Origin of the sequence: Streptomyces sp. NBC_00435, from assembly GCF_036014235.1 — a bacterium.
Classification (GTDB): domain Bacteria; phylum Actinomycetota; class Actinomycetes; order Streptomycetales; family Streptomycetaceae; genus Streptomyces.
Genome location: NZ_CP107924.1, coordinates 3234297 through 3255888 on the forward strand (window position 1 = coordinate 3234297; position 21592 = coordinate 3255888).

Consider the following 21592-nt stretch of genomic DNA (forward strand, 5'->3'; position numbering starts at 1 on the left):
CCAGATCCACCGGCCCCGCCGGCGATCGAGGCGCGGGGGTCCGGGGCAGGGCCCCCGGCAGCGGCGCGCACCGCCCGCGACGGGTACACGAACGGGCCGGGCCCGGGACCACGAGGTCCCGGGCCCGGCCCGTTCCCGCACGAGCCCCGCGGGGCTTCACGCAGGGCTACACGTGGGACCGCAGCAACGACCGCATCGTCCGCATCGCGACCGACAGGTTCGCCAGGTCGAAGTCGTCCGACCCCTGGATCTCCTCCAGGGTCGTCCGCGCCCGCCCGATGATCGCCGCGTTCTTCTCCTCCCACGCCTTGAAGCGCTCCTCGGGAGTCGACGTGCCGTTGCCGACCGTCAGCACGTCGGCGGTCAGGGCCGCGTGCGCCGAGAAGAGGTCCTCACGGATGGAGGCACGGGCCATCGACTGCCAGCGGTCGGCCCGCGGCAGGTCGATGATCCGGTCCATCAGCTTCGTGATCTCCAGACGGTCGGCGAGGTCGTAGTACACCTCGGCCACGGCCAGCGGCTCGACACCCGTACGGTCCGCGATCGCGACGATGTCCAGCGTCGGGAAGGCCGACGAGAAGCCGGCCACCTTGGCCGCCAGCTCCTCCGGCACGCCCTCGCCGATCAGCTCGGCCATGACCGCCTCGTACCACTCCAGGTCCGCGCCGCGCACCAGCTTCGGCACGTCCGACCAGACCCCCGCCACCCGCTCGGAGAAGAGCTCGATGGTCTCGGTGATCTGGAGCGGCTGCGGCCTGTTGTTCAGCAGCCAGCGCGTACCGCGCTCGACCAGGCGCCGCGAGTGCAGCCGCACCCGGGTCTGGACGTCCGCGGCGACCTTGTTGTCGAGCGCCTCCACCGCGTCCCACACGTCGGCCAGGCCGAAGATCTCGCGGGCCGCGAGCTGCGCCCGCACGATCTCCTCCAGGGAGGCCCCGGTCTCCTCGCGCAGCCGGTGCAGGAAGGTCGAGCCACCGCTGTTGACGGTGTCGTTGACCAGCACCGTGGTGATGATCTCGCGGCGCAGCGCGTGCCCGTCGACCTGCTCCGGGAACTTCGCGAGCAGCGCGCCCGGGAAGTAGGCGTGCAGCAGGCGGTCGAGGTACGGGTCGTCCGGCAGCTCGGTGTGGATGAGCTCGTCCGCCACCGTGATCTTGGTGTAGGCGAACAGGACGGCCAGCTCCGGCTGGGTCAGGCCCTTGCCGTTGTTGAGCAGCTCGCGGATCTGCCGGTCGTTGGGCAGGAACTCCAGCGCCCGGTCCAGCAGTCCGTCGCGGCCCAGGCGGCGCATGAAGCGCTGCTGGGCGTGGAGCAGGCTGGGCGCCTGGGCGGCGCCGTTGGCCAGCGCCACGTTCTGCGCGTAGTTGTTGCGCAGCACCAGACGGCCGACCTCGTCGGTCATCGCGGCGAGGAACTTGTTGCGCTGCTTGACGGTCAGGTCCCCGTCGGCGACCACCGAGTTCAGCAGGATCTTGATGTTCACCTCGTGGTCGGAGGTGTCCACGCCCGCGCTGTTGTCGATGGCGTCGGTGTTGATCTTGCCGCCCTCGCCGCCGGCGCCGCTGCGCGCGAACTCGATGCGGCCGAGCTGGGTGAGGCCCAGGTTGCCGCCCTCGCCGATGACCTTGGCCCGCACGTCGGAGCCGTTGACGCGGATGGCGTCGTTGGCCTTGTCGCCGACGTCCGCGTGCGTCTCGGCCGTCGCCTTGACGTACGTACCGATGCCGCCGTTCCACAGCAGGTCCACCGGGGACTGGAGGATCGCCTTCATCAGGTCCGCCGGGGTCATCTTCGTGACCCCCGCCTCGATGCCCAGGGCCTCGCGGACGTGCGCGTTGACCGGGATGGCCTTCGCGCTGCGCGGGTGGATGCCGCCGCCCGCGGAGAGCAGCGAGGTGTCGTAGTCGGCCCACGAGGAGCGCGGCAGGTCGAACAGGCGCCGGCGCTCGGCGTACGAGGTCGCCGCCTCCGGGTCGGGGTCGATGAAGATGTGCCGGTGGTCGAAGGCCGCGACCAGGCGGATGTGCTCGGAGAGCAGCATGCCGTTGCCGAAGACGTCACCGGACATGTCACCGACGCCGACGACCGTGAAGTCCTGGGTCTGGGTGTCGTGCCCCAGCTCGCGGAAGTGCCGCTTGACGGACTCCCACGCGCCGCGGGCGGTGATGCCCATGCCCTTGTGGTCGTAACCGGCCGAGCCGCCGGAGGCGAAGGCGTCGCCCAGCCAGAACCCGTAGGACTCGGCGACCCCGTTGGCGATGTCGGAGAAGGTCGCGGTGCCCTTGTCGGCGGCGACCACGAGGTAGGTGTCGTCCTCGTCGTGGCGGACCACGCCCTTGGGGTGCAGGACCTCGCCGCCGACCAGGTTGTCGGTGATGTCGAGCAGCGCCGAGATGAAGATCTTGTACGAGGCGATGCCCTCGGCGAGCCACGCGTCGCGGTCCACCGACGGGTCCGGCAGGTTCTTGGCGACGAAGCCGCCCTTCGCGCCCACCGGCACGATGACGGTGTTCTTGACCATCTGCGCCTTGACCAGGCCGAGGATCTCCGTACGGAAGTCCTCACGCCGGTCGGACCAGCGCAGACCGCCCCGGGCGACCTTGCCGAAGCGCAGGTGGACGCCCTCGACACGCGGGGAGTACACCCAGATCTCGAAGGCCGGACGCGGTGCCGGCAGGTCGGGGATGGCCTGCGGGTCGAACTTCATCGACACGTAGGAGTGCTGCTCGCCCGCGCTGTTGAGCTGGAAGAAGTTCGTCCGCAGCGTCGCCTTGATGAGCGTGAGGAAGGACCGCAGGATCCGGTCCTCGTCCAGCGAGGCGACCTGGTCCAGGGCCCCGTCCAGCTCCTCCAGCATCGCGTCCACGAGCTCGCTGCCCGCCGACTGGCGGCCCGGCGACATCCGCGCCTCGAAGAGGGAGATCAGCAGCCGGGTGGTGTGGACGTTGTTGCGGAGGGTGTCCTCCATGTAGTCCTGGCTGAAGGTGGCACCGGCCTGGCGCAGGTACTTGGCGTACGCGCGCAGCACGACGGCCTGGCGCCAGGTCAGCCCGGCGCCCAGCACGAGGGTGTTGAAGTTGTCGTTCTCGGCGTCGCCCTGCCAGACCGCCGCGAAGGCGTCCTGGAACCGCTCGCGGGCGTCGTCGCCGAGGTAGTTGGACGCCGCGGCGCTGTCCCCGTTGCCGTTCGGGAGCGGCATCCGCAGGCCGAAGTCGTAGATCCACGCGTTGGTGCGGTCGCTGCACCGCAGCTCGTAGGGCCGCTCGTCGGTGACCTCGACGCCGAGGCGCTGCAGGACCGGCAGGACCGCGGAGAGCGAGACCTGCTCGCCCGTGCGGTAGATCTTGAAGCGGCGCTCGCCGGGGCCCGCGCCGACCGGCTCGTACAGCGACAGCGCGAACTCGCGGTCGCTCGCGGAGAGCCGCTCCAGGTGGCACAGGTCCGCCACGGCCGCGCGCGGCGAGTGGTCGGCCTTGTAGCCCTCGGGGAACGAGGTCCCGTACTTGCGCAGCAGCTCGGCGGCGCGCTCCTCGCCCAGTTCCGCGACGAGCGCCTCGCCGAATCCGTCGGCCCAGGAGCGGGCGGCCTCGACCAGGCGGCCCTCGATCCGCTCCACGTCGGCGTCGGTCAGCACGGGCAGCTCGGTGCCCTGCGGGACGCGGACGACGAAGTGGATGCGGGAGAGGATCGACTCGGTGTTCCAGGCGGTGAAGTCGACGCTGATGCCGTCGAGCTCCTCCTGCAGGATCGCGATCAGCCGCAGCCGCACACCGGTGGTGTAGCGGTCGCGCGGCAGGTAGACGAGCGCGGAGTAGTAGCGGCCGTACTCGTCCTGGCGCAGGTACAGCCGCAGCCGGCGGCGCTCCTGCAGGTACAGCACGGAGGTGGCGATGGCCTGGAGCTGCTCGACGGGGGTCTGGAACAGCTCGTCGCGCGGGTAGGTCTCCAGGATCTGGAGCAGGTCGCGGCCGTCGTGGCTGGACGGCGCGAAACCGGCGCCTTCGACGACCTCGGCGACCTTGCGGCGGATGACCGGGACCCGGCGCACCGACTCGGTGTACGCGGCGGAGGAGAACAGGCCGAGGAAGCGGCGCTCGCCGACGACGTTGCCCTCGGCGTCGAACTTCTTCACGCCCACGTAGTCGAGGTACGAGGGGCGGTGCACGGTGGAGCGGCTGTTGGCCTTGGTCAGCACCAGCAGGCGGTGCTCGCGGGCCTTGGCGCGGGCGTCGGCCGGCAGCCGGTTGAAGGACGGCGAGACGGGGTGCGCCTCGTCCTGGCCGTGGTGCAGCGGGTCGGAGCGCAGGATGCCGAGGCCGGTGCCGGGCACGGCGGCCAGGGAGTCCCCGTCCACGAGGTTGTACTCGCGGAAGCCGAGGAAGGTGAAGTGGTCGTCGGCGAGCCAGCGCAGCAGCTCGCGGGCCTCTTCGAGCTCGTACTCGCGCAGGTCGGGCGCGGTGGGCTCCTCGGGCAGACCCTCGGCGATGCGCAGCGCGGCGTCGCGCATCTTCTCCCAGTCCTCGACGGACTCGCGGACGTCGGACAGGACGCGCAGCAGGTCGACGGTGATCTGCTTGAGGTCGGCCTTGTCGGTCTCGCGGTCGATCTCGACGTGGATCCAGGACTCCACGAGGGAGTCGTGGGGGCGCGCCGTGCGGGGACCGTGCGCGTCGCAGTCGGGTCCGAGGATCTCGATCAGCTTGCCGGTGACGTCGCGGCGGACGACGACCTGCGGGTGGATCACGACGTGGATGCCGCGGCCCTGGCGGGACAGCTCGTTGGTGACGCTGTCGACCAGGAACGGCATGTCGTCGGTGACCACCTCGACGACGGAGTGGCTGGAGGTCCAGCCGTTCTCCTCCACCGTGGGCGTGTGCACGCGGACGTTCGCGGTGCCCTGTGGGCGTGTCTCCGCGAGTCGGTAGTGGGAGAGCGCTGCCCCGAACACGTCGACCGGATCCCGGTCCAAGAGGTCCTCGGGGGCGGTGTGCAGGTAGTAGCGCTGGAGGTAGGAGAGCATCGCGTCCCGGTCAGGACGCTCCCCTTGCTCGGACCCAGTCGGAAGTAGCCCCCCGGCCGGGCTGTTCTCAGCTACCCGTGCCGCCCGCGCGAGCAGCTCGGCCTTTGCTTCGTCCAGCTTGGTCTGCATGTCCTCTGGCTCCTGTCGCGCGCCATTGCGTGACGTAGGTAAAGGAAGGAATGACATAGCTCCGCGAGGCGGGGTATCCGTTCGGGATCGACGCTATGTCGTCGGGAGAGCCGCTCGGGAGGAAATCGGCCATGATCGGCAGGATGTCCCGGCGGCGGGGATCAGCGATGGCCCGGGCACGGTGGTGCGCCGGGCGCTGGCCGGAGGCTTCAGTGCCTCCGAGGACTATCGCGCTGATCACGGGTACCAGGCTATCTCGCCCCACCCCCGACTCGTCATGAGCTGTATGTGTACAAAACCGGGGGTGGAACTTTGACACTCTGGACAGCGACTGGCCTGATCTGGCGTGCCAGACCGCCGCGTCGTCGCTCTCCGCTCATCGCCCTGTCGCTATCCGGCCAGCTCGCGAGCCGTGCGTACGGCCTCCGCCAGGCTGTCGACGACCGGGACACCGGCCGATTCCAGACTGCTGCGACTGTGTGAACCACCGGTGTAGAGCACGGCCCTCGCGCCCACGTGCGCGGCGGCCAGCGCGTCGTCCACGGCGTCTCCGATGAGCACCGTACGGCCGGCCGTCACCCCCGTCCCGTCCAGGGCCTCCATGTGACGTACGAGATGTCCCGCCTTGGTGGTGTGCGAGGGGCCGATGCGCCCGTCGACGCGCAGGAAGTGCCGGTCGATGCCGTGCGCCCGGACGAGTGGTACGAGCTTGTCGTGGGGTGCCAGGGACAGCAGGGACTGCGTGAGCCCGGCCGCCTGCCAGTCCCGCAGCAGCTCCCGGGCCCCCTCGGCGAGCCCGGCGTCCTCGGCGACGGCCCAGTAGTGACGGTGGAAGGCCTCGTCCATGACGGCCCACTCGGCGTCCGTGGGCAGCCGGCCCATGAGCCGCTCGTAGAACCTCGGCACCGGTACGACGTACAGCTCGCGGTAGCGCTCCAGGGTGATCGGCGCGAAGCCGAACTCGGCGAAGGAGGCGTTCGTCGCCGCTATGACGGCGTCGATGTCGTGGAGCAGCGTGCCGTTCCAGTCCCAGACGATGTGCGAGGCGGCCGCGGTGGGGGTGGAGGCGGGGGCGGGGGCCTGGCTCACTTCAGCAGCCCCGGGATCTCCTGGATCCCGAACCAGAGCAGCTCGTGGTCCTCGGCCCCGTCGACGGTGGACTGGGCCTCCCGGTCGCCCTGGTCCGCGGCCTCGACGGCCCGTACGGCGGCGTTCACGTCCTCCAGGGCGTCCTGCGCGTCCACGTGCACCGCGGCCGCCACCGAGAGCCGTACGGCCCCGGCGAGCTCCACCTGGCCGACCGCGTCCCCGTCGGCACCGGGGGCCGCGGTGGCCGCCTTGTCGTCCACGTCCACGGCCACGACGACCCGCTTGGAGGGCGCGGCCCCGTCCTCGGCGATCATCCGCAGCGAGGCGGCGGCGGCCAGGGTCAGCGCGGCGTACTCCAGCTCCTCGATGTCGTCCGACGCGTACCACTCGCGCAGCGCGGGCGTGACGGCGTAGGCCCGCAGCGGGGCCGGACCCAACTCACCCGCCTGGTGCGCCTCGGCGAGGCCGGGCAGGGTCAGGGGGACGTACACGCGCATGGCCGGCTGCTTTCGGTAGTCGGAAAACGCCTCCAGGATACGACCGCACCCGCCTCCGTCCGTGACCGGTCGCGTCCCCCTTCGGGGTGCCGGGCCGGAGCCGGGAGGCGTCCACCTCGCGCCCGGCGGGCAGGCCCCGGGGGGTGCCGGAGCGTGGGACGGCGACCCGGATAGGTGAAGGCGGGCCGGGGGCCCGCGGCCTCCGCGGCGCCGTTGCGGAGTGTGTTCGCGAGCCCGTAGAAGTCCCCTACCAAGTTACCGCCCGGTACTCGATCCGGGCCCGGCCTTCTCGGGGGACGACCGCCATGACCACCAGGACCGCCCGGACCAGGAACACCACCCGGCCCCCCGGCCGGCGCGACCAGCACCGGCCTCCGGCCGTCGTCCACCGCGGCCCGCACCACTGGTTCGCCGACCGGCTGCTGGCGGTGCTCACCGGCCGCCGTCCGGTCCACTCGCTGATGGGCCACACCGTCGGCCCCGCCTACGACCAGCTGATCGCCCTGGCCCCCGCGGACCCCCTGTGCGACCGACTCGCCCCCGTGATCCGCGGCTGCGGCCGTTTCACTCCGGGGCCGGGGATCATCGAGGCCTTCGCCCGCATCGCCACCGGGGACCGGCTGACGGCACTGGCCTTCCGCCTGGAACAGGGACCCGACCTGCGCTGGCGCTGCGCGGCCGTCGAACTCCAGGGCCTGCGCCCGTGACCCCGCGGACCGCACGCGGCGCCCGTACCCCCTACGACGACCCCGGGGCCGGACCCCACGCGGTACGTGGTGTCCGGCCCCGGCGGGCACGCCGCGAACGGCGGCGGTTACTTCTTGCGGCGACGGCCGCCCGTGGCCTTGGCGGCCTTGCGGCGCTCCGCGCGCGTCATCCCGGAGTCGTCACCGGACTCCGACTCGAAGTCCCCCTCGACGACGCCGCCCTCCCCGTCCACGGTCGGGGCGGAGAAGTGCAGGCGGTCCGGCCGCTGCGGGGCATCCAGACCCTTGGCCCGGATCTCCGGCTTCGCCAGCGACGGGCCGGCGTCCGACACCAGGACCTCCTCGACCTGCTGCTCGACCTGGACCTCCAGGTTGAACAGGTAGCCGACGGACTCCTCCTTGATGCCCTCCTGCATGGCGTTGAACATGTCGAAGCCCTCGCGCTGGTACTCGACCAGCGGGTCCTTCTGGGCCATCGCCCGCAGGCCGATGCCCTCCTGCAGGTAGTCCATCTCGTACAGGTGCTCACGCCACTTGCGGTCCAGCACCGACAGCACCACGCGCCGCTCCAGCTCGCGCATGATGTCGGAACCGAGCGCGGTCTCGCGCGCCTCGTACTGCTCGTGGATGTCGTCCTTGACGGACTCCGCGATGAACTCGGCGGTGATGCCCGCGCGGTCGCCCGCGGCGTCCTCCAGCTCCTCCACCGTGACCTTGATCGGGTAGAGCTGCCGGAAGGCGGTCCACAGCCGGTCCAGGTCCCACTCCTCCGCGAACCCCTCGACCGTCTCGGCCGTGATGTACGCGTCGATCGTGTCGTCCATCATGTGCCGGATCTGCTCCTGGAGGTCCTCGCCCTCCAGGACGCGCCGGCGCTCGGCGTAGATGACCGTGCGCTGGTTGTTGAGCACCTCGTCGTACTTCAGGACGTTCTTGCGCGTCTCGAAGTTCTGGGTCTCGACCTGCGACTGGGCCGACGCGATGGCGCGGGTGACCATCTTGTTCTCGATCGGCACGTCGTCCGGCACGTTCGCCATCGACATGACGCGCTCGACCATCTGTGCCTTGAACAGGCGCATCAGGTCGTCGCCCAGCGACAGGTAGAAACGGGACTCGCCCGGGTCGCCCTGACGGCCGGAGCGGCCGCGCAGCTGGTTGTCGATACGGCGCGACTCGTGGCGCTCGGTGCCCAGCACGTACAGCCCGCCGAGCTCCTTGACCTCCTCGAACTCCGCCTTCACGGCCGCCTCGGCCCGCGTGAGCGCCTCGGGAAGGGCGTGCGCCCACTCCTCGATGTGCTCCTCCGGGTCCAGACCGCGCTGGCGCAGCTCGGCCTCGGCGAGGTCGTCCGGGTTGCCGCCGAGCTTGATGTCGGTACCGCGGCCGGCCATGTTCGTGGCGACCGTGACGGCGCCGCGGCGGCCGGCCTGCGCGACGATCGAGGCCTCGCGCTCGTGCTGCTTCGCGTTCAGCACCTCGTGCGGGATGCCCCGCTTGGAGAGCTGCTGGGAGAGGTACTCGGACTTCTCGACCGACGTCGTACCGACGAGGATCGGCTGGCCCTTCTCGTGCTTCTCCGCGATGTCGTCGACGACGGCGGCGAACTTCGCGACCTCGGTGCGGTAGATCAGGTCCGCCTGGTCCTTGCGGACCATGTCGCGGTTGGTCGGGATCGGGACGACACCGAGCTTGTAGATCTGGTGGAACTCCGCGGCCTCGGTCATGGCCGTACCGGTCATGCCCGACAGCTTCGAGTACAGGCGGAAGAAGTTCTGCAGGGTGATCGTGGCAAGGGTCTGGTTCTCGTCCTTGATGTCCACCCCTTCCTTCGCCTCGATCGCCTGGTGCATGCCCTCGTTGTAGCGGCGGCCCGCCAGGATGCGGCCGGTGTGCTCGTCGACGATCATGACCTCGCCGTCGATGACGACGTAGTCCTTGTCGGCCTTGAACAGTTCCTTCGCCTTGATGGCGTTGTTCAGGTAGCCGACGAGCGGGGTGTTGACCGCCTCGTAGAGGTTCTCGATGCCGAGCCAGTCCTCGACCTTCGCGACACCGGTCTCGTGGATGGCGACGGTGCGCTTCTTCTCGTCGACCTCGTAGTCGCCGGTCTCCTCGATGCCCTTCAGCGGCTGGCCGGGCTCGCCCTTGGTCAGGCGGGTGACCAGCTTCGCGAAGTCCGCGTACCACTTCGTCGCCTGGTCGGCCGGGCCCGAGATGATCAGCGGGGTACGGGCCTCGTCGACGAGGATCGAGTCGACCTCGTCGACCACGGCGAAGTTGTGGCCGCGCTGGACGAGCTCCTCCTGCGACCACGCCATGTTGTCGCGGAGGTAGTCGAAGCCGAACTCGTTGTTCGTTCCGTACGTGATGTCGTTGGCGTACTGCTCACGGCGCTGCGCCGGAGACATGTTCGCCAGGATGCACCCGACCTCCAGACCGAGGAACTTGTGCACCCGGCCCATCATCTCGGAGTCGCGCTCGGCGAGGTAGTCGTTCACCGTGATCAGGTGGACGCCCTTGCCGGACAGCGCGTTCAGGTACGCGGGAAGCGTGCCGACGAGGGTCTTGCCCTCACCGGTCTTCATCTCGGCGACGTAGCCGAGGTGCAGGGCGGCACCGCCCATGATCTGGACGTCGTAGTGACGCTGGCCGAGGACGCGCTTGGCGGCCTCGCGGACGGTCGCGAAGGCCTCGGGCAGCAGGTCGTCCAGGCTCTCGCCGTCCTGGAAGCGCTGCTTGTACTCGTCCGTGAGCGCACGCAAGTCGGCGTCGGAGAGGTTGACGAAGTCCTCTTCGATGGAGTTGACCTGGTCCGCGATGCGGTGCAGTTTTTTGAGGATCTTGCCTTCGCCTGCACGCATGAGCTTGTTGAAGACGGACACCGAGGTTTGTCTCCTTGCCGGTCGGGCCTGGCACTGGTTCGTACACGGGCACGGAGGGTGGGCCCCACCGCAACGGCCATCGTAAGCGAGGACGCGGTCGCGTCGGGAGGCCCGCACTGCCGCGGGACAGGACTGCCCGGATATGAGAACGCGCGGGAGGCGCCGAAGGTGCCGGGACGGATCGTCCCACTTCCCCAAAAAGTGTTCGCCCCCGCTGTCCTCCACCAGCAGAATCCGTCCATGGAACCGATCACCCTGACCACCGGCCGCCTCGTCCTGCGCCCCCACCTCCCGTCTGACATCGCCGAGGTGCACGCCGCGTGTCAGGACCCGGCCATCCAGCGCTGGATCCCCGTACCGGTCCCGTACGCGCGCACGGACGCCGAGGAGTACGTGGCCAGGGGCCCGGCCGGGTGGCAGGACGACTCCGAGTACAACTTCGCGGTCCGCCTCGGCGCCGACGGCCCGCTCGTCGCCACCCTCGGGATCGTGCCGCGCGGCCCGTCCGTGCACGAGCTCGGCTACTGGACCGTCGCCGCGTACCGGGGCCGCGGCTACCTGCCCGAGGCCCTGACCGCCGTACTGCCCTGGGCCTTCACCGAGGCCGGCTGCGTCCGGATGATCTGGCGGGCCGGCATCGGCAACGACGCCTCCCGCGCGGTCGCGGAGAAGGCCGGCTTCACCGTCGAGGGCGTCCAGCGCGCGGGCATGGAACACCGCGGCACCCTGCGGGACTGCTGGGTGGGCGCGCTGCTCCCCTCGGACCTGGGCCTGCCCTCCCGCCTCCCCTACCTGCCCTCACCCGCTCCGAGGACCGCTGTCGGTGGCCGGGTCTAGGGTGCGGTCATGACGACCGCCACACCCCGGCCGCGGCCGACCGTGTCCCTGTCCGCCGACGATGCGCGCCGCATCGCCCTGCGCGTGCAGGGGTTCCTGGGAGCACCCGACCGCAAGGGCGGCGTCCGCGGTGTCCTGCGCCACCTGGGCGCCGTCCAGCTCGACACGATCTCCGTACTGGCCCGCTCCCACGAGCTCGTCCCGTACGCGCGCCTGGGAGCGGTCGGCCGGTCCGCCGTCGAGGCCTCGTACTGGTCGGACCAGCACGCCTTCGAGTACTGGTCGCACGCGGCCTGCATCCTGCCCATCGAGGAATGGCCGCACTTCGCCTTCCGCCGCCGGGCCCGCAAGGCGCGCGGCCACCGCTGGCACGTCCTGCAGGACAAGGACCGCTCGACGAAGACCGTCCTGGACCGGCTGGCGGCCGAGGGCCCGCTCACCTCCACCGAACTCGGCGGCGCCAAGAACGGCGGCGAATGGTTCGAATGGTCCGAGACGAAGATCGCTGTGGAATGGCTCCTGGACATCGGCGAGGTCGTCTGCACCGAACGGCGCGGCTGGAAGCGGGTCTACGACCTGCCCGAGCGGGCCGTCCCCGGAGCGCTGCTCCACGACGCCCTGGACGACCTCGAGTGCAAGCGGCGCCTGGTCGCCCTGGCGGGACAGTCGCTGGGCGTGGGCACCCGGTCCGACATCGCGGACTACCACCGTCTCAAGGGACCGGACTTCGACGCGGTCGTCGCGGACTCGGGCCTGGTCCCGGTGGAGGTGGAGGGCTGGTCCAAGCCGGCCTGGGCCGACCCCGCGGCCCTGGCGTCGCCTCCCCGGGGCCGCCACCGCACCACCCTGCTCTCCCCCTTCGACTCCCTCGTCTGGGACCGCCCGCGCACCGAGCGGATCTTCGGTTTCACCCACCGCCTGGAGGCGTACGTCCCCAAACCCCAGCGGATCCACGGCTACTTCGCGATGCCCCTGCTGGCCGGGGGCCACCTCCAGGGCCGCGTCGACCCGGCCCGCGAGGGCACCACCCTGGTGGCCCGCCAGCTCTCGCTGACCACGCCCAAGGCGGCCCGTCCCATGGCCCAGGCCCTGAGGGAAGCCGCCTCCTGGGTCGGCTGCGACACGGTCCGGATCGACCGCGCCGCCTCTCCCGCGGAGGCCCGGGCGGTGACCTCGGAGCTGGCCGCCCTCTGAACCCCCGGGCCCGGCCACCCGCGCCTACGCCTACGCCTAGGCCGGACCCGGACCCGGACCCGGACCCGGACCCGCTCAGCGGATCTCGAGGATCTTCTCCCGCATCGCGTACACCACCGCTTCCATCCGGGAGTGCAGCTGCAGCTTCTCCAGGATGTTGCGCACGTGGTTCTTCACGGTGTTCTCCGAGATGAACAACTGCTTGGCGATGTCCCGGTTGTTCATCCCGGTGGCCACCAGTTTCAGGACCTCGAGCTCCCGGTCCGTCAGCCTCGGCGCCGGCACCAGCCGCCGCTCGTCGGTCCGCTGGATCATCGACTTGAACTCCGTCAGCAGCTTCGACGCCATCGACGGGCTGATCTGCGACTGCCCGTCGGCCACCGCCCGGATCGCGGTGGCGACCTCGTCCGTCGAGATCTCCTTCAGGAGGTACCCCGTCGCCCCGGCCTTGATGGCGTCGTAGAGGTCCGCCTCCTCGTCGCTGATCGTCAGCATGATGATCTTCGCGGAGGGCGCCACCTCCTTGATCGACGTGCACGCCTCGATCCCGCCGCGCCTGGGCATCCGTACGTCCATCAGCACGATGTCCGGCAGCAGGTCCGCCGCCTTGTCCACGGCCTCCGCACCGTCACCCGCCTCGCCGACGACCTGGATGTCCTCCTCCTGCGCGAGGACGATTTCCAGCCCGCGCCGGAACAGGGCGTGGTCGTCGACCACGAGCACCCGGATCGGCTCTGCCGTCCGGCCCTCCTCACGGCAGCCCGCACCGTCGTCATCGCGCACCGGCCCGAAGCTGTCCGCCATCGTTCCTCCCCCTGCACCGCGTGTGCTGAGCTGCTGGGTCAATCCGACGAGAGCGGTCGCCGGCTGACTGCCCGACATGATTCCATGCCCGCGCGGCCGGTCGGGGGCGGACGATTACAGGCCGATGATTACCAGCCACTGTGAGCCATCGAGTTGAAGCCACCGCATCGCACAAATGCCCCCGCGCCCGCCTGAGCGAACGCGGGGGCACCGCACGTACGTCCGAATTCAGCCCGCAATCAGTCCGGAATCAGCGGTTCAGCCGCCGAGCGCTCCACCGGCTCCGGCACCGTCGAGCCCGCCCGAGCTGGACGCGGCATCGGAGGCGTTGAGGTGGATCACGCCGTAGTCGTAGCCATGACGCCGGTAGACGACGCTCGGCATCTTGGTGTCGGAGTCGACGAACAGGTAGAAGTCGTGACCGACCAGTTCCATCTCGTAGAGAGCCTGGTCGAGCGACATGGGTACGGCCGTGTGGGTCTTCTCGCGAACGATGAGCGGGCCTTCGCCCTGTACTTCCAGCGTTCCGATCCGGGTGGTCGGAATCGCCTCCGCCTTCTCGCCGTTGACCGGCTCGCCGTTGCCGTTGAGGGTCGCCGCGTTCGGGACCACGTCGGCGACCTCGGCGGCCGAGAGCCGTCCGGTACCACGACGGGTGTGGCGCTTGTCGTGCTGCTTGCGCAGCCGGGCCTCCAGCTTGTCCTGAGCGAGGTCGAGCGCCGCGTACGGGTCTGCGGCGGCGGCTTCGGCACGAATCACCGGGCCCCGCGAACGCAGGGTGATCTCCACGCGGTCGGAACGGTCGGCCTGGCGCGGGTTGTGCTCCTTGGACACCTCGACGTCCAAGCTGATCACCTTGGCGTCGAGCTTCTGGATCCGCTCCGGATTCAGCTTCTCGGCCACGTGCTTGCGGAACCGGTCGGGCACCTCGGTCTTACGGCCCTTGACGACGATGTCCACGCAGAACTCCGTTCCCGGATAGCTCCGCCCCAGGGGCGAAGCGTCTCCCTTTCGCACCAGACTCCGGTGAACACCGGAGCCTCGGACTTGGCGACTTCCACCTCCTCCTCCCCCACCGGCAAGATCTACACCCCACCGACTTCGGAGTCGAGGGACAACCTCTGACACGAAGTTTCCGAAACGTACAGACGCTCGAAATGCTCGATCCGATGCGCGGGGCCCAAGGCTCGCCAATTCCTTACAACCGAACATATCCCTCTATGCCGGTTGTCGGCACCCGCTACCGGAACGTACCTCCGTTCAGGTGGCCGTTCCCTCTTACTACCTGCAACGATGCGCCTTCCCTCCCAGTTCCAAATGTATTCACAAGTTTTTTGCTCTGTTCGAGTTGCGGACCGGATCCGCCCGGATCCGCCCGGAGTCGTCAACCGCGCCGGGGTGGACGAAGGCGTCCACCGGCGCGGCCACCACCGCGGCCGTCACCACGGCCCCCGGCCCCGCCCCGGCCGGGCTCCCGATCCCCACCGCACGCAGGGCGCGCGCCGCCTCCACCAGCGTGGACCCGGTGGTGATCAGGTCGTCCACGATCACGATCCGGGCCGCCCCCGCCGTCACCCGGCCGGCACCTGGACGCGCCTCCAGCGCCCCCGCGAGGTTCTCCCGGCGCTCCGACGCCCCCAGACCCGCCTGGTCGGCCACCGCCCGCCGCAGCCGCAGTACGGGCGTCACGCGCGCGGGCACGCCCTCCCGCCGCAGCCGCGCCGAGGCGGCCAGCGCGATCCTGCGCGCCGGGTCGTGTCCGCGCGCCCGCACCCGGTGACGCGCGGAGGGCACCGGAACCAGGGCCACTTCCCCCTCCCCCACCCTACCCGCCCCGCCGCACCCCTGCGCGCCCGCTCGGACCGCCGCCGCCAGGGCTGCGCCCAGGGGCCCGGCCAGGGGGAGCGCGCCGCGCTCCTTGTGGGCCAGCACGACGGCCCGTACGGCCTCCCGGTACACGGCGGCCGCATACACCGCGGGCAGCCCCGCAGGGCGCGGAGACGGGCGTACCGGGCCCGCCCCGGCCCCGCCGAGCTCCGACCGGCAGGCTGCGCACAGCGTTTCCCCGACGGCCCCGCACCCGGCGCAGTCGACCGGCAGCACCAGCCCGGCGAGCTCACCCGTCAGCCCCCGCCACCATTCCCGCACGAGGTCCACTCTGCTGGCCGGGGCCGTGCCCCCGCCACCCCTGTGGACAGCGGGAGGGCGGGCCGGACCCAGGACAGCGCGGGGCGGAGCAGGGCAGGGCAGCGCCGGCAAGGACAGGGTGCCCGGCCGAGCCCGGGAGCAACCCCGGGCGGCCCGGGGAGAGAGCCCTGAGCGGGGCTCAGCCCGGGTAGACCGGCGCGCGGCCGCCCGCCGCCACCATGCGCCACTGCGCCCCCGGCGGCAGCCAGACGATCCCGTCCTCCGCCGAGGAGGCGACCACCGGCTTCTTCTCGTCCTCACTCGCAGCGACCGCCTCCAGCCCGGTCGCGCCGGGCAGCCCCGCCCCGACCATCGAGCCGTCGGCCAGCATGTAGCGGGCCTGCACGACCCCGCCGCTCTCGCGGCCCACCACCAGCAGCCGGCCCCGCGGCGCCCAGCTCATCGCCGTGACGTCAGCCAGCTGGGGGGCGGCCGGGCGCAGCTCGCGCACCGAGACCGCCGAGGCGTCGCCCTTGCCGTCGGGCCGTTCGATCCGGCCGATGTACAGGGTCTTGCGGCCCTGCCGCTCCACCAGCAGCGCCATCCGTACCCCGTCGGGCGAGGCCTTCAGCCCCGTGATCCGCCCGCCGTCGAGCCCGGACACCTCGACCCGCTCGGCCGGCCCGGCCCCGCGGGGCAGCCGCCACAGTGCCGGGGCCTGCGGGTCCGGGTCCGCGACCCACAGATCGCCGGCCGCGTCCCACGTGGGGGTGGTGAGCCCGTTCGGTTTGGCGCCCTTGCCGGTCAGCAGGGGCTGCGGCATCGGTCCGGCGGTGGTCAGGTTGACCACGTACAGCCCGTGGCCGTCGTCGGAGACGACCGCGGCGCGCTTCTCGTCGTAGGCGACGGCTGCGGAGGAGACCTTGAAGGGCGGGTTCCCGGACAGCGGCCCGGGTACCGGCCTCGAGGGTTCCTGCTCCTCCCGGTTGGGGTCCAGGCTCATCCACTGGAGCCGGCCCTCGCTGTCCACGTAGTACTGGTGGCCGGGCGAGAGCGGCCGGTTGGCGATCCCGGCGGCGGTGGCCTCGGTGACCTGGCACAGCGAGGACTCGCCGTCGGCGCGCACGAGTTCGACCCGGTCGACCCGGGAGCCCGTCAGATCCTTGACGGTGTACAGGAGTTGGGTGGCCATCTTCTGGCACTGGGGCCCCGCGACGTCGTCCGCCTTCTCGTTCAGCGGCACGCGCAGGGTGTTCTGGCCGTCGTACGAAAGGGACTTGGTGCCCTCGCGCAGTTCGGTCCCGGTGGGGAAGCTGGAGGTCACGACGGGCCCGAGCCACTTGGAGGGGCCCTCCAGCAGCGATTTGACGGTCTGGGTGGTGGGGTCCATCCGGGAGTCGGGGTCGCTGCGCTGGCGCATGTAGACGGGGTCGGCGACGAGCGTGCCGCCCGCGAAGTAGTACTTGTTGACCGGCATGTAGATGCGCTGGAAGTCGGACTCGCTCAGGACCAGGCCCCTGGGCGGGGTCGCGATCCGCCACTCCTTGTTCTCCTGCGTGAGCTGGAGGAACTCCTCGTAACGCCGGTCGCCGGTCTCCGGCTGGTAGGCGCTGCGCTCGTCCACCGTGGCCAGCGTCTTGCCCGCGACCTTGAAGCGGGGGGCCGCCGGGTCCTTCTCGCCCTGTACGGAGAACCGGTCGAGGCCGGAGGAGAGCACGGTGACGGCCGAGGCGGGCTTCCAGTTCTTCGCCGCGTCCTCGGTGAGGTACTTGCGGGCGGTCTGGAGCTGCGGGTCGTCGCTGGTCATGGCCTCCAGGAAGCCGTCGACGATCTCCTGCGGGCTGGCCCGGGGGGCCGGCGGCACGCCGAAGACGCGGACCTGGGAGTCGACGCCCTGCGTGGCCTGCACGGGCCGGATCTCGCCGTGGTCGGGCATGGAGGCGCAGCCGGCGAGCAGCAGCCCGGCCGTACCGAAGGCGTAGGCCCTGAGGGTGCGCAGCGTACGGGGCCCGCGAGGCGGGATTTCCGTCCGCGCGATGTCCGTCCGCGGACAGTCCGGGTCAGTGCCCATGCGATCCACCCGCTCCGCCCGCTCCACCGGCTCCACCCTCTCGGTCCGCTGCTCCGCCCGCCCCGCCCGGCCCGGCACCCGCCGTCCCGTTCCCGGCGCCGTTCGCGACGCCGCTCCCGGCCCCGGCGCCGCTACCCGCGCCGGTCACCGCCTGCTCCGCCGGACGGGTGACGACCCGCGCCCCGCTGCCGGGCAGCGCCGTCGGGTCGGCCGGTACCGTCAGCGCGCCGCCGACCGAGGACCTCGGCGGAATCGGCGACCGGTCGGGCCGCCCCGCGGGCTCCGCCGGTTCGCGGGGCGCCAGGGAGCCCTCCGCGGCGGCCCTGGCCCGGTTGGCCCGGGAGTCCTCGGGCTCCAGCGGGATCGGCGATCCGCGCAGCGGCTCGTCGGCGGTGCGCGGCAGGGTCAGGCGGAACTGCGAGCCTCCGCCGGGCTCGCCCCACGCCTGGAGCCAGCCGCCATGCAGCCGGGCGTCCTCGACGGCGATGGACAGGCCGAGGCCGGTACCGCCGGTCGTGCGCGCCCGCGCCGGGTCCGCCCGCCAGAAGCGGTTGAAGACGCGGGTGGCCTCGCCGGGCTTGAGCCCGACCCCGTAGTCCCGTACGGCCACGGCGACGGCCCCGCCCGCCGAGGCGAGCCGGACGATCACGTCGCGGCCCTCCCCGTGCTCGACGGCGTTGACGACGAGGTTGCGCAGGACCCGCTCCACGCGCCGGGCATCGGCCTCCGCTATCACCGGCTGGGTGTCGCCGAGGACGCGGATCCGGGTGTGCTTGTGTTCGGCGAGCGGTTCGGCGGCGTCGATGACGCGGTGCACGACGTCCCGCAGGTCGATCGCATCCGCCTCCAGGGCGGCGGCGCCCGCGTCGAACCGGCTGATCTCCAACAGGTCGCCCAGGAGCGACTCGAAGCGGTCGAGCTGCCCGGCGAGGAGCTCGGCGGAGCGTGCGGTGACCGGGTCGAAGTCGGCGCGGGCGTCGTGGATGACGTCCGCGGCCATCCGTACCGTCGTGAGAGGGGTGCGCAGCTCGTGGGAGACGTCCGAGACGAAGCGGCGCTGCAGCCGGGACAGGTCCTCCAGCTGCTGAATCTTGCTCTGGAGGTTTTGGGCCATCTTGTTGAACGCCTCGCCCAATCGGGCGATGTCGTCCTCCCCGGTGACCTTCATCCGCTCCTGGAGCCGCCCGGCGGAGAGCCGCTCGGCGATCCCGGCGGCCATCCGCACGGGGGTGACGACCTGGCGCACGACGAGCCAGGCGATCCCGCCGAGGAGGACGACGACGAAGAGCCCGGCGGTGGCGATGGTGACCTTGACCAGGTTGAGGGACTCCTCCTCCTGGGTCAGCGGGAAGAGGTAGTACAGGTCGTACGGGTCGCCGTTGATGTCCGTGAGCCGCTTGCCGATGACGAGGGCGGGCTCGGCCGCCTTGTCCCCGGCGTCGGTGTAGCGGATCCGGGAGAAGGTCTTGAAGGCGCCGGTGGCGTGGTTGACGTTGCGGCGCAGCCCCAGCGGGACGCTGCCCGTCGGGTCCACGTTGCCGGAGGCACGGGCGCCGCGGACACCGACCGCCCCGCGGCCGGCCTGCTGTTCCTCGCCGGTTCCGGTGCCCGCGCCCAGCGCGGCGACCTCGAAGGCGCTCTGCCCACCACTGGCGAGCTGTTTGACCAGGGAGTTCATCCAGGTGCTGGCGTCGCGGCCGACCTTGTTGTCGGAGGCGTCGGGCCCGTCGGCCGTGTACGGCGTGTTGGCCTTCTCCTGTGCGACCGCGAACCCTCCCGCGGCCTGGCTCTGCGCGGCCTCCTCCTTGGCGTCGAGGAGGCCCTTGCTGACCTGGGCGATGACCACGAACCCGAGGGCGAGGACCACGGCGAGTGAGATGAGCAGGGTGGCGGCGACCACCCGGAGCTGGATGTTGCGCCGCCAGAGCCGGACAGCCGGAAGCAGCGGCCGGCGTACGAGGCGTACGCACAGCCGCAGCACTGGGCCGCCGGCCGTTCCGTCACGGAGCAGCCGGCTTCCCCGCAGCGCTCCCCAGCGGGAGCGGCCACGGGGCATGCCGGGTTTCATGTCAGCTCGGTCCGGCCTTGTAGCCGACACCGCGCACCGTCACGACGATCTCGGGGCGCTCGGGGTCCTTCTCGACCTTGGAGCGCAGCCGCTGCACGTGCACGTTGACCAGGCGGGTGTCCGCCGCGTGCCGGTAGCCCCAGACCTGCTCCAGCAGCACCTCTCGGGTGAACACCTGCCAGGGCTTGCGCGCGAGGGCGACCAGCAGGTCGAACTCGAGCGGGGTCAGGGCGATCGAGGCGCCCTCGCGCTTGACCGAGTGCCCGGCCACGTCGATGACCAGGTCACCGATGGTCAGCTGCTCGGGTGCGGGCTCCTCCGACCGGCGCAGACGGGCCCGGATACGGGCCACCAGCTCCTTCGGCTTGAACGGCTTCACGATGTAGTCGTCGGCCCCGGACTCCAGGCCCACCACGACGTCCACCGTGTCGCTCTTGGCGGTGAGCATGACGATCGGCACCCCGGACTCGGCCCGGATCAGCCTGCACACCTCTATGCCGTCCCTTCCGGGCAGCATGAGGTCGAGCAGGACCAGGTCCGGCTTCGCCTCCCGGAAGGCAGCCAGCGCCTTGTCACCGTCCGCTACGAACGACGGCTCAAAACCTTCTCCACGCAGCACAATGCCGAGCATCTCGGCCAGCGCGGTGTCGTCGTCGACGACAAGGACTCGTCCCTTCATGCTTGACATCATCCCATTAGCTAATCGTTACCCGGCGGTGAGCTGTCCCACAGCCAAAGGGGCTGGAAATCGTCCCTCGGACCTGCGTGGAGATCAGGTCGCCCAGTGTGCCCCGGATCCCCGCGTCAAATGAAGGCGCGAACGGTCCGGGATCCACGGGACGGCTGGTCCGTTCGAGGTTGTCACATGGCACGATGGCAGCCGGACCAAGCGCCCCGCACCAGCAGTGCACGTGAAGGAGCGACGATGAACGACTCTCCGGGCTGGGCTACGCCCGGATCCTCTCCGTCCGATGGTGAGGGCTCCCACGGTACGCAGCCACCCGCGCCGGCCCCGCAGCCCCCGGGCGGCGATCCGAAGTGGTCCGCCGAGCAGCCGCCGCCCGGCCAGTGGTCGAGCCCGGCCCCCGGGCAGCCCCCTCAGCAGCCGGAGCCCGCGCGGCCCCAGCAGGGCTGGGGCTCGTACGGCGGCGGCTACCCGCCCCAGAACGGCGGCGGCCCGCCCGGCAGCTGGGGCAACCAGGTCGTGGCGGCCAAGCCGGGCGTGATCCCGCTGCGCCCGCTCGGCCTGGGCGAGATCCTCGACGGCGCGGTCGCCACCATGCGCAAGCACTGGCGCTCGGTGCTGCCGATCACCCTGGCCGTGTCCGTCGTCGTGCAGCTGGCCACCGTGGTCATGCAGAAGTACGCGCTCTCGGACCTCGCCATCGACCCGGCGCGCCCCGAGATCGCCCCCGAGGACGTCTTCAACAGCCTGGGCAGCGGCCTGGCACTGACCGGCGCGGATCTCTTCCTCCAGCTCGTCGGCAGCATCGTGGCCACCGCGATGCTCACGATGATCTTCAGCCGTTCGGTGCTCGGCCAGGACTCCTCGATCGGCGCGGCCTGGCGCGGTGCCCGCTCGCAGCTGCTGCGGCTGGCCGGTCTGACCCTGCTCCTGGGGCTCGGCGCGAGCCTCCTGGCCTTCGTACTGATCCTGCCCGGCGCCCTCCTCGGGAACATCGCCCTCGGCGCCTTCGGCGGAATCGCAGGTCTCGGGCTGATCGTGTGGCTGTGGATCAAGTTCTCGCTCGCCTCGCCCGCGCTGATACTGGAGAAGGCGCCGGTCCTCAAGTCCCTCGCCCGCTCCTCCAAGCTGGTCAAGGGCTCCTGGTGGCGGGTCTTCGGCATCACCGTCCTCACCGCCGTCATCACGCTCTTCGTCTCCATGATCATCGCCACGCCGCTGACGATCGTGGGCGCGACACTGTTCGGTGACGGCCTCCAGAACCTCGCCGAGGGCACCGGGACCAGCAGCTGGGGGTACCTGATCGTCACGGCGATCGGCGCCGTCCTCGCGATGACCATCACCATGCCGATCCAGTCGGGCGTCACGGTCCTGCTCTACGTCGACCAGCGGATCCGCCGCGAGGCCCTCGACCTGGAACTCGCCCGGGCGGCCGGCATCGAGAACTACGGCGCGGCGTCGCCACCGACCGCGGGCTGACGC

General features: G+C 71.2%; 14 protein-coding genes. 4 read left to right on the forward strand and 10 right to left on the reverse strand.

Features of this window, described 5'->3' with window-relative positions; translation table 11 throughout:
- Nucleotides 1-166 precede the first annotated feature (166 nt).
- The 3 genes from OG389_RS14890 to OG389_RS14900 all read right to left on the reverse strand — a co-directional run bounded on the left by OG389_RS14890 (nt 167) and on the right by OG389_RS14900 (nt 6735).
- A complete protein-coding gene (locus tag OG389_RS14890; RefSeq protein WP_328298963.1) occupies nt 167-5149 on the reverse strand; it encodes an NAD-glutamate dehydrogenase in 4983 nt (1660 codons plus the stop codon).
- A gap of 390 nt (nt 5150-5539) precedes the next feature.
- On the reverse strand, nt 5540-6238 hold the full coding sequence (locus OG389_RS14895; protein WP_328298965.1) for an HAD family hydrolase: 699 nt from the start codon (nt 6236-6238) through the stop codon (nt 5540-5542).
- Complete coding sequence (locus tag OG389_RS14900) at nt 6235-6735, reverse strand: DUF6912 family protein (protein WP_328298966.1); 501 nt, start codon at nt 6733-6735, stop codon at nt 6235-6237. The genes OG389_RS14895 and OG389_RS14900 overlap by 4 nt, the downstream gene beginning before the upstream one ends.
- A gap of 305 nt (nt 6736-7040) precedes the next feature.
- On the opposite strand from OG389_RS14900, the gene OG389_RS14905 reads away from it, so the two are divergent.
- On the forward strand, nt 7041-7442 hold the full coding sequence (locus OG389_RS14905) for an Rv3235 family protein (RefSeq protein WP_328298967.1): 402 nt from the start codon (nt 7041-7043) through the stop codon (nt 7440-7442).
- Between the two features lie 107 nt (nt 7443-7549).
- Here OG389_RS14905 and secA read toward each other — a convergent pair whose 3' ends face one another.
- Nucleotides 7550-10324 (reverse strand): preprotein translocase subunit SecA, encoded by a 2775-nt coding sequence (secA, locus tag OG389_RS14910; protein WP_328298968.1) that lies wholly within the window; start codon nt 10322-10324, stop codon nt 7550-7552.
- Nucleotides 10325-10564: 240 nt separating this feature from the next.
- On the opposite strand from secA, the gene OG389_RS14915 reads away from it, so the two are divergent.
- A complete protein-coding gene (locus OG389_RS14915; protein ID WP_328298969.1) occupies nt 10565-11161 on the forward strand; it encodes a GNAT family N-acetyltransferase in 597 nt (198 codons plus the stop codon).
- Between the two features lie 9 nt (nt 11162-11170).
- Nucleotides 11171-12355 carry a winged helix-turn-helix domain-containing protein gene (locus tag OG389_RS14920; RefSeq protein ID WP_328298970.1) on the forward strand — a complete coding sequence of 395 codons (1185 nt, stop codon included), beginning with the start codon at nt 11171-11173 and terminating at the stop codon, nt 12353-12355.
- Nucleotides 12356-12430: 75 nt separating this feature from the next.
- On the opposite strand, the gene OG389_RS14925 is transcribed toward OG389_RS14920, so the two are convergent.
- The 6 genes from OG389_RS14925 to mtrA form a co-directional block, all read right to left on the reverse strand.
- A complete protein-coding gene (locus OG389_RS14925) occupies nt 12431-13159 on the reverse strand; it encodes a response regulator transcription factor (protein ID WP_328298971.1) in 729 nt (242 codons plus the stop codon).
- A gap of 258 nt (nt 13160-13417) precedes the next feature.
- Entirely contained in the window at nt 13418-14119 is a 702-nt protein-coding gene (hpf, locus tag OG389_RS14930; protein ID WP_443059276.1) for a ribosome hibernation-promoting factor, HPF/YfiA family, read from the reverse strand.
- A gap of 363 nt (nt 14120-14482) precedes the next feature.
- Nucleotides 14483-15307 carry a ComF family protein gene (locus OG389_RS14935; RefSeq protein WP_328298973.1) on the reverse strand — a complete coding sequence of 275 codons (825 nt, stop codon included), beginning with the start codon at nt 15305-15307 and terminating at the stop codon, nt 14483-14485.
- A gap of 178 nt (nt 15308-15485) precedes the next feature.
- A complete protein-coding gene (locus tag OG389_RS14940) occupies nt 15486-16763 on the reverse strand; it encodes an LpqB family beta-propeller domain-containing protein (RefSeq protein ID WP_443059429.1) in 1278 nt (425 codons plus the stop codon).
- A 583-nt stretch (nt 16764-17346) separates the two neighbouring features.
- Nucleotides 17347-19413, reverse strand: coding sequence for an MtrAB system histidine kinase MtrB (gene mtrB, locus OG389_RS14945; protein WP_443059277.1), 2067 nt, complete (start codon nt 19411-19413; stop codon nt 17347-17349).
- Nucleotides 19414-19426: 13 nt separating this feature from the next.
- Nucleotides 19427-20116, reverse strand: coding sequence for a two-component system response regulator MtrA (gene mtrA, locus OG389_RS14950; RefSeq protein ID WP_328298976.1), 690 nt, complete (start codon nt 20114-20116; stop codon nt 19427-19429).
- A gap of 234 nt (nt 20117-20350) precedes the next feature.
- On the opposite strand from mtrA, the gene OG389_RS14955 reads away from it, so the two are divergent.
- Nucleotides 20351-21589: a hypothetical protein gene (locus tag OG389_RS14955; protein ID WP_328298977.1), complete on the forward strand. Its 1239-nt coding sequence runs from the start codon at nt 20351-20353 to the stop codon at nt 21587-21589.
- Nucleotides 21590-21592: the final 3 nt, after the last annotated feature.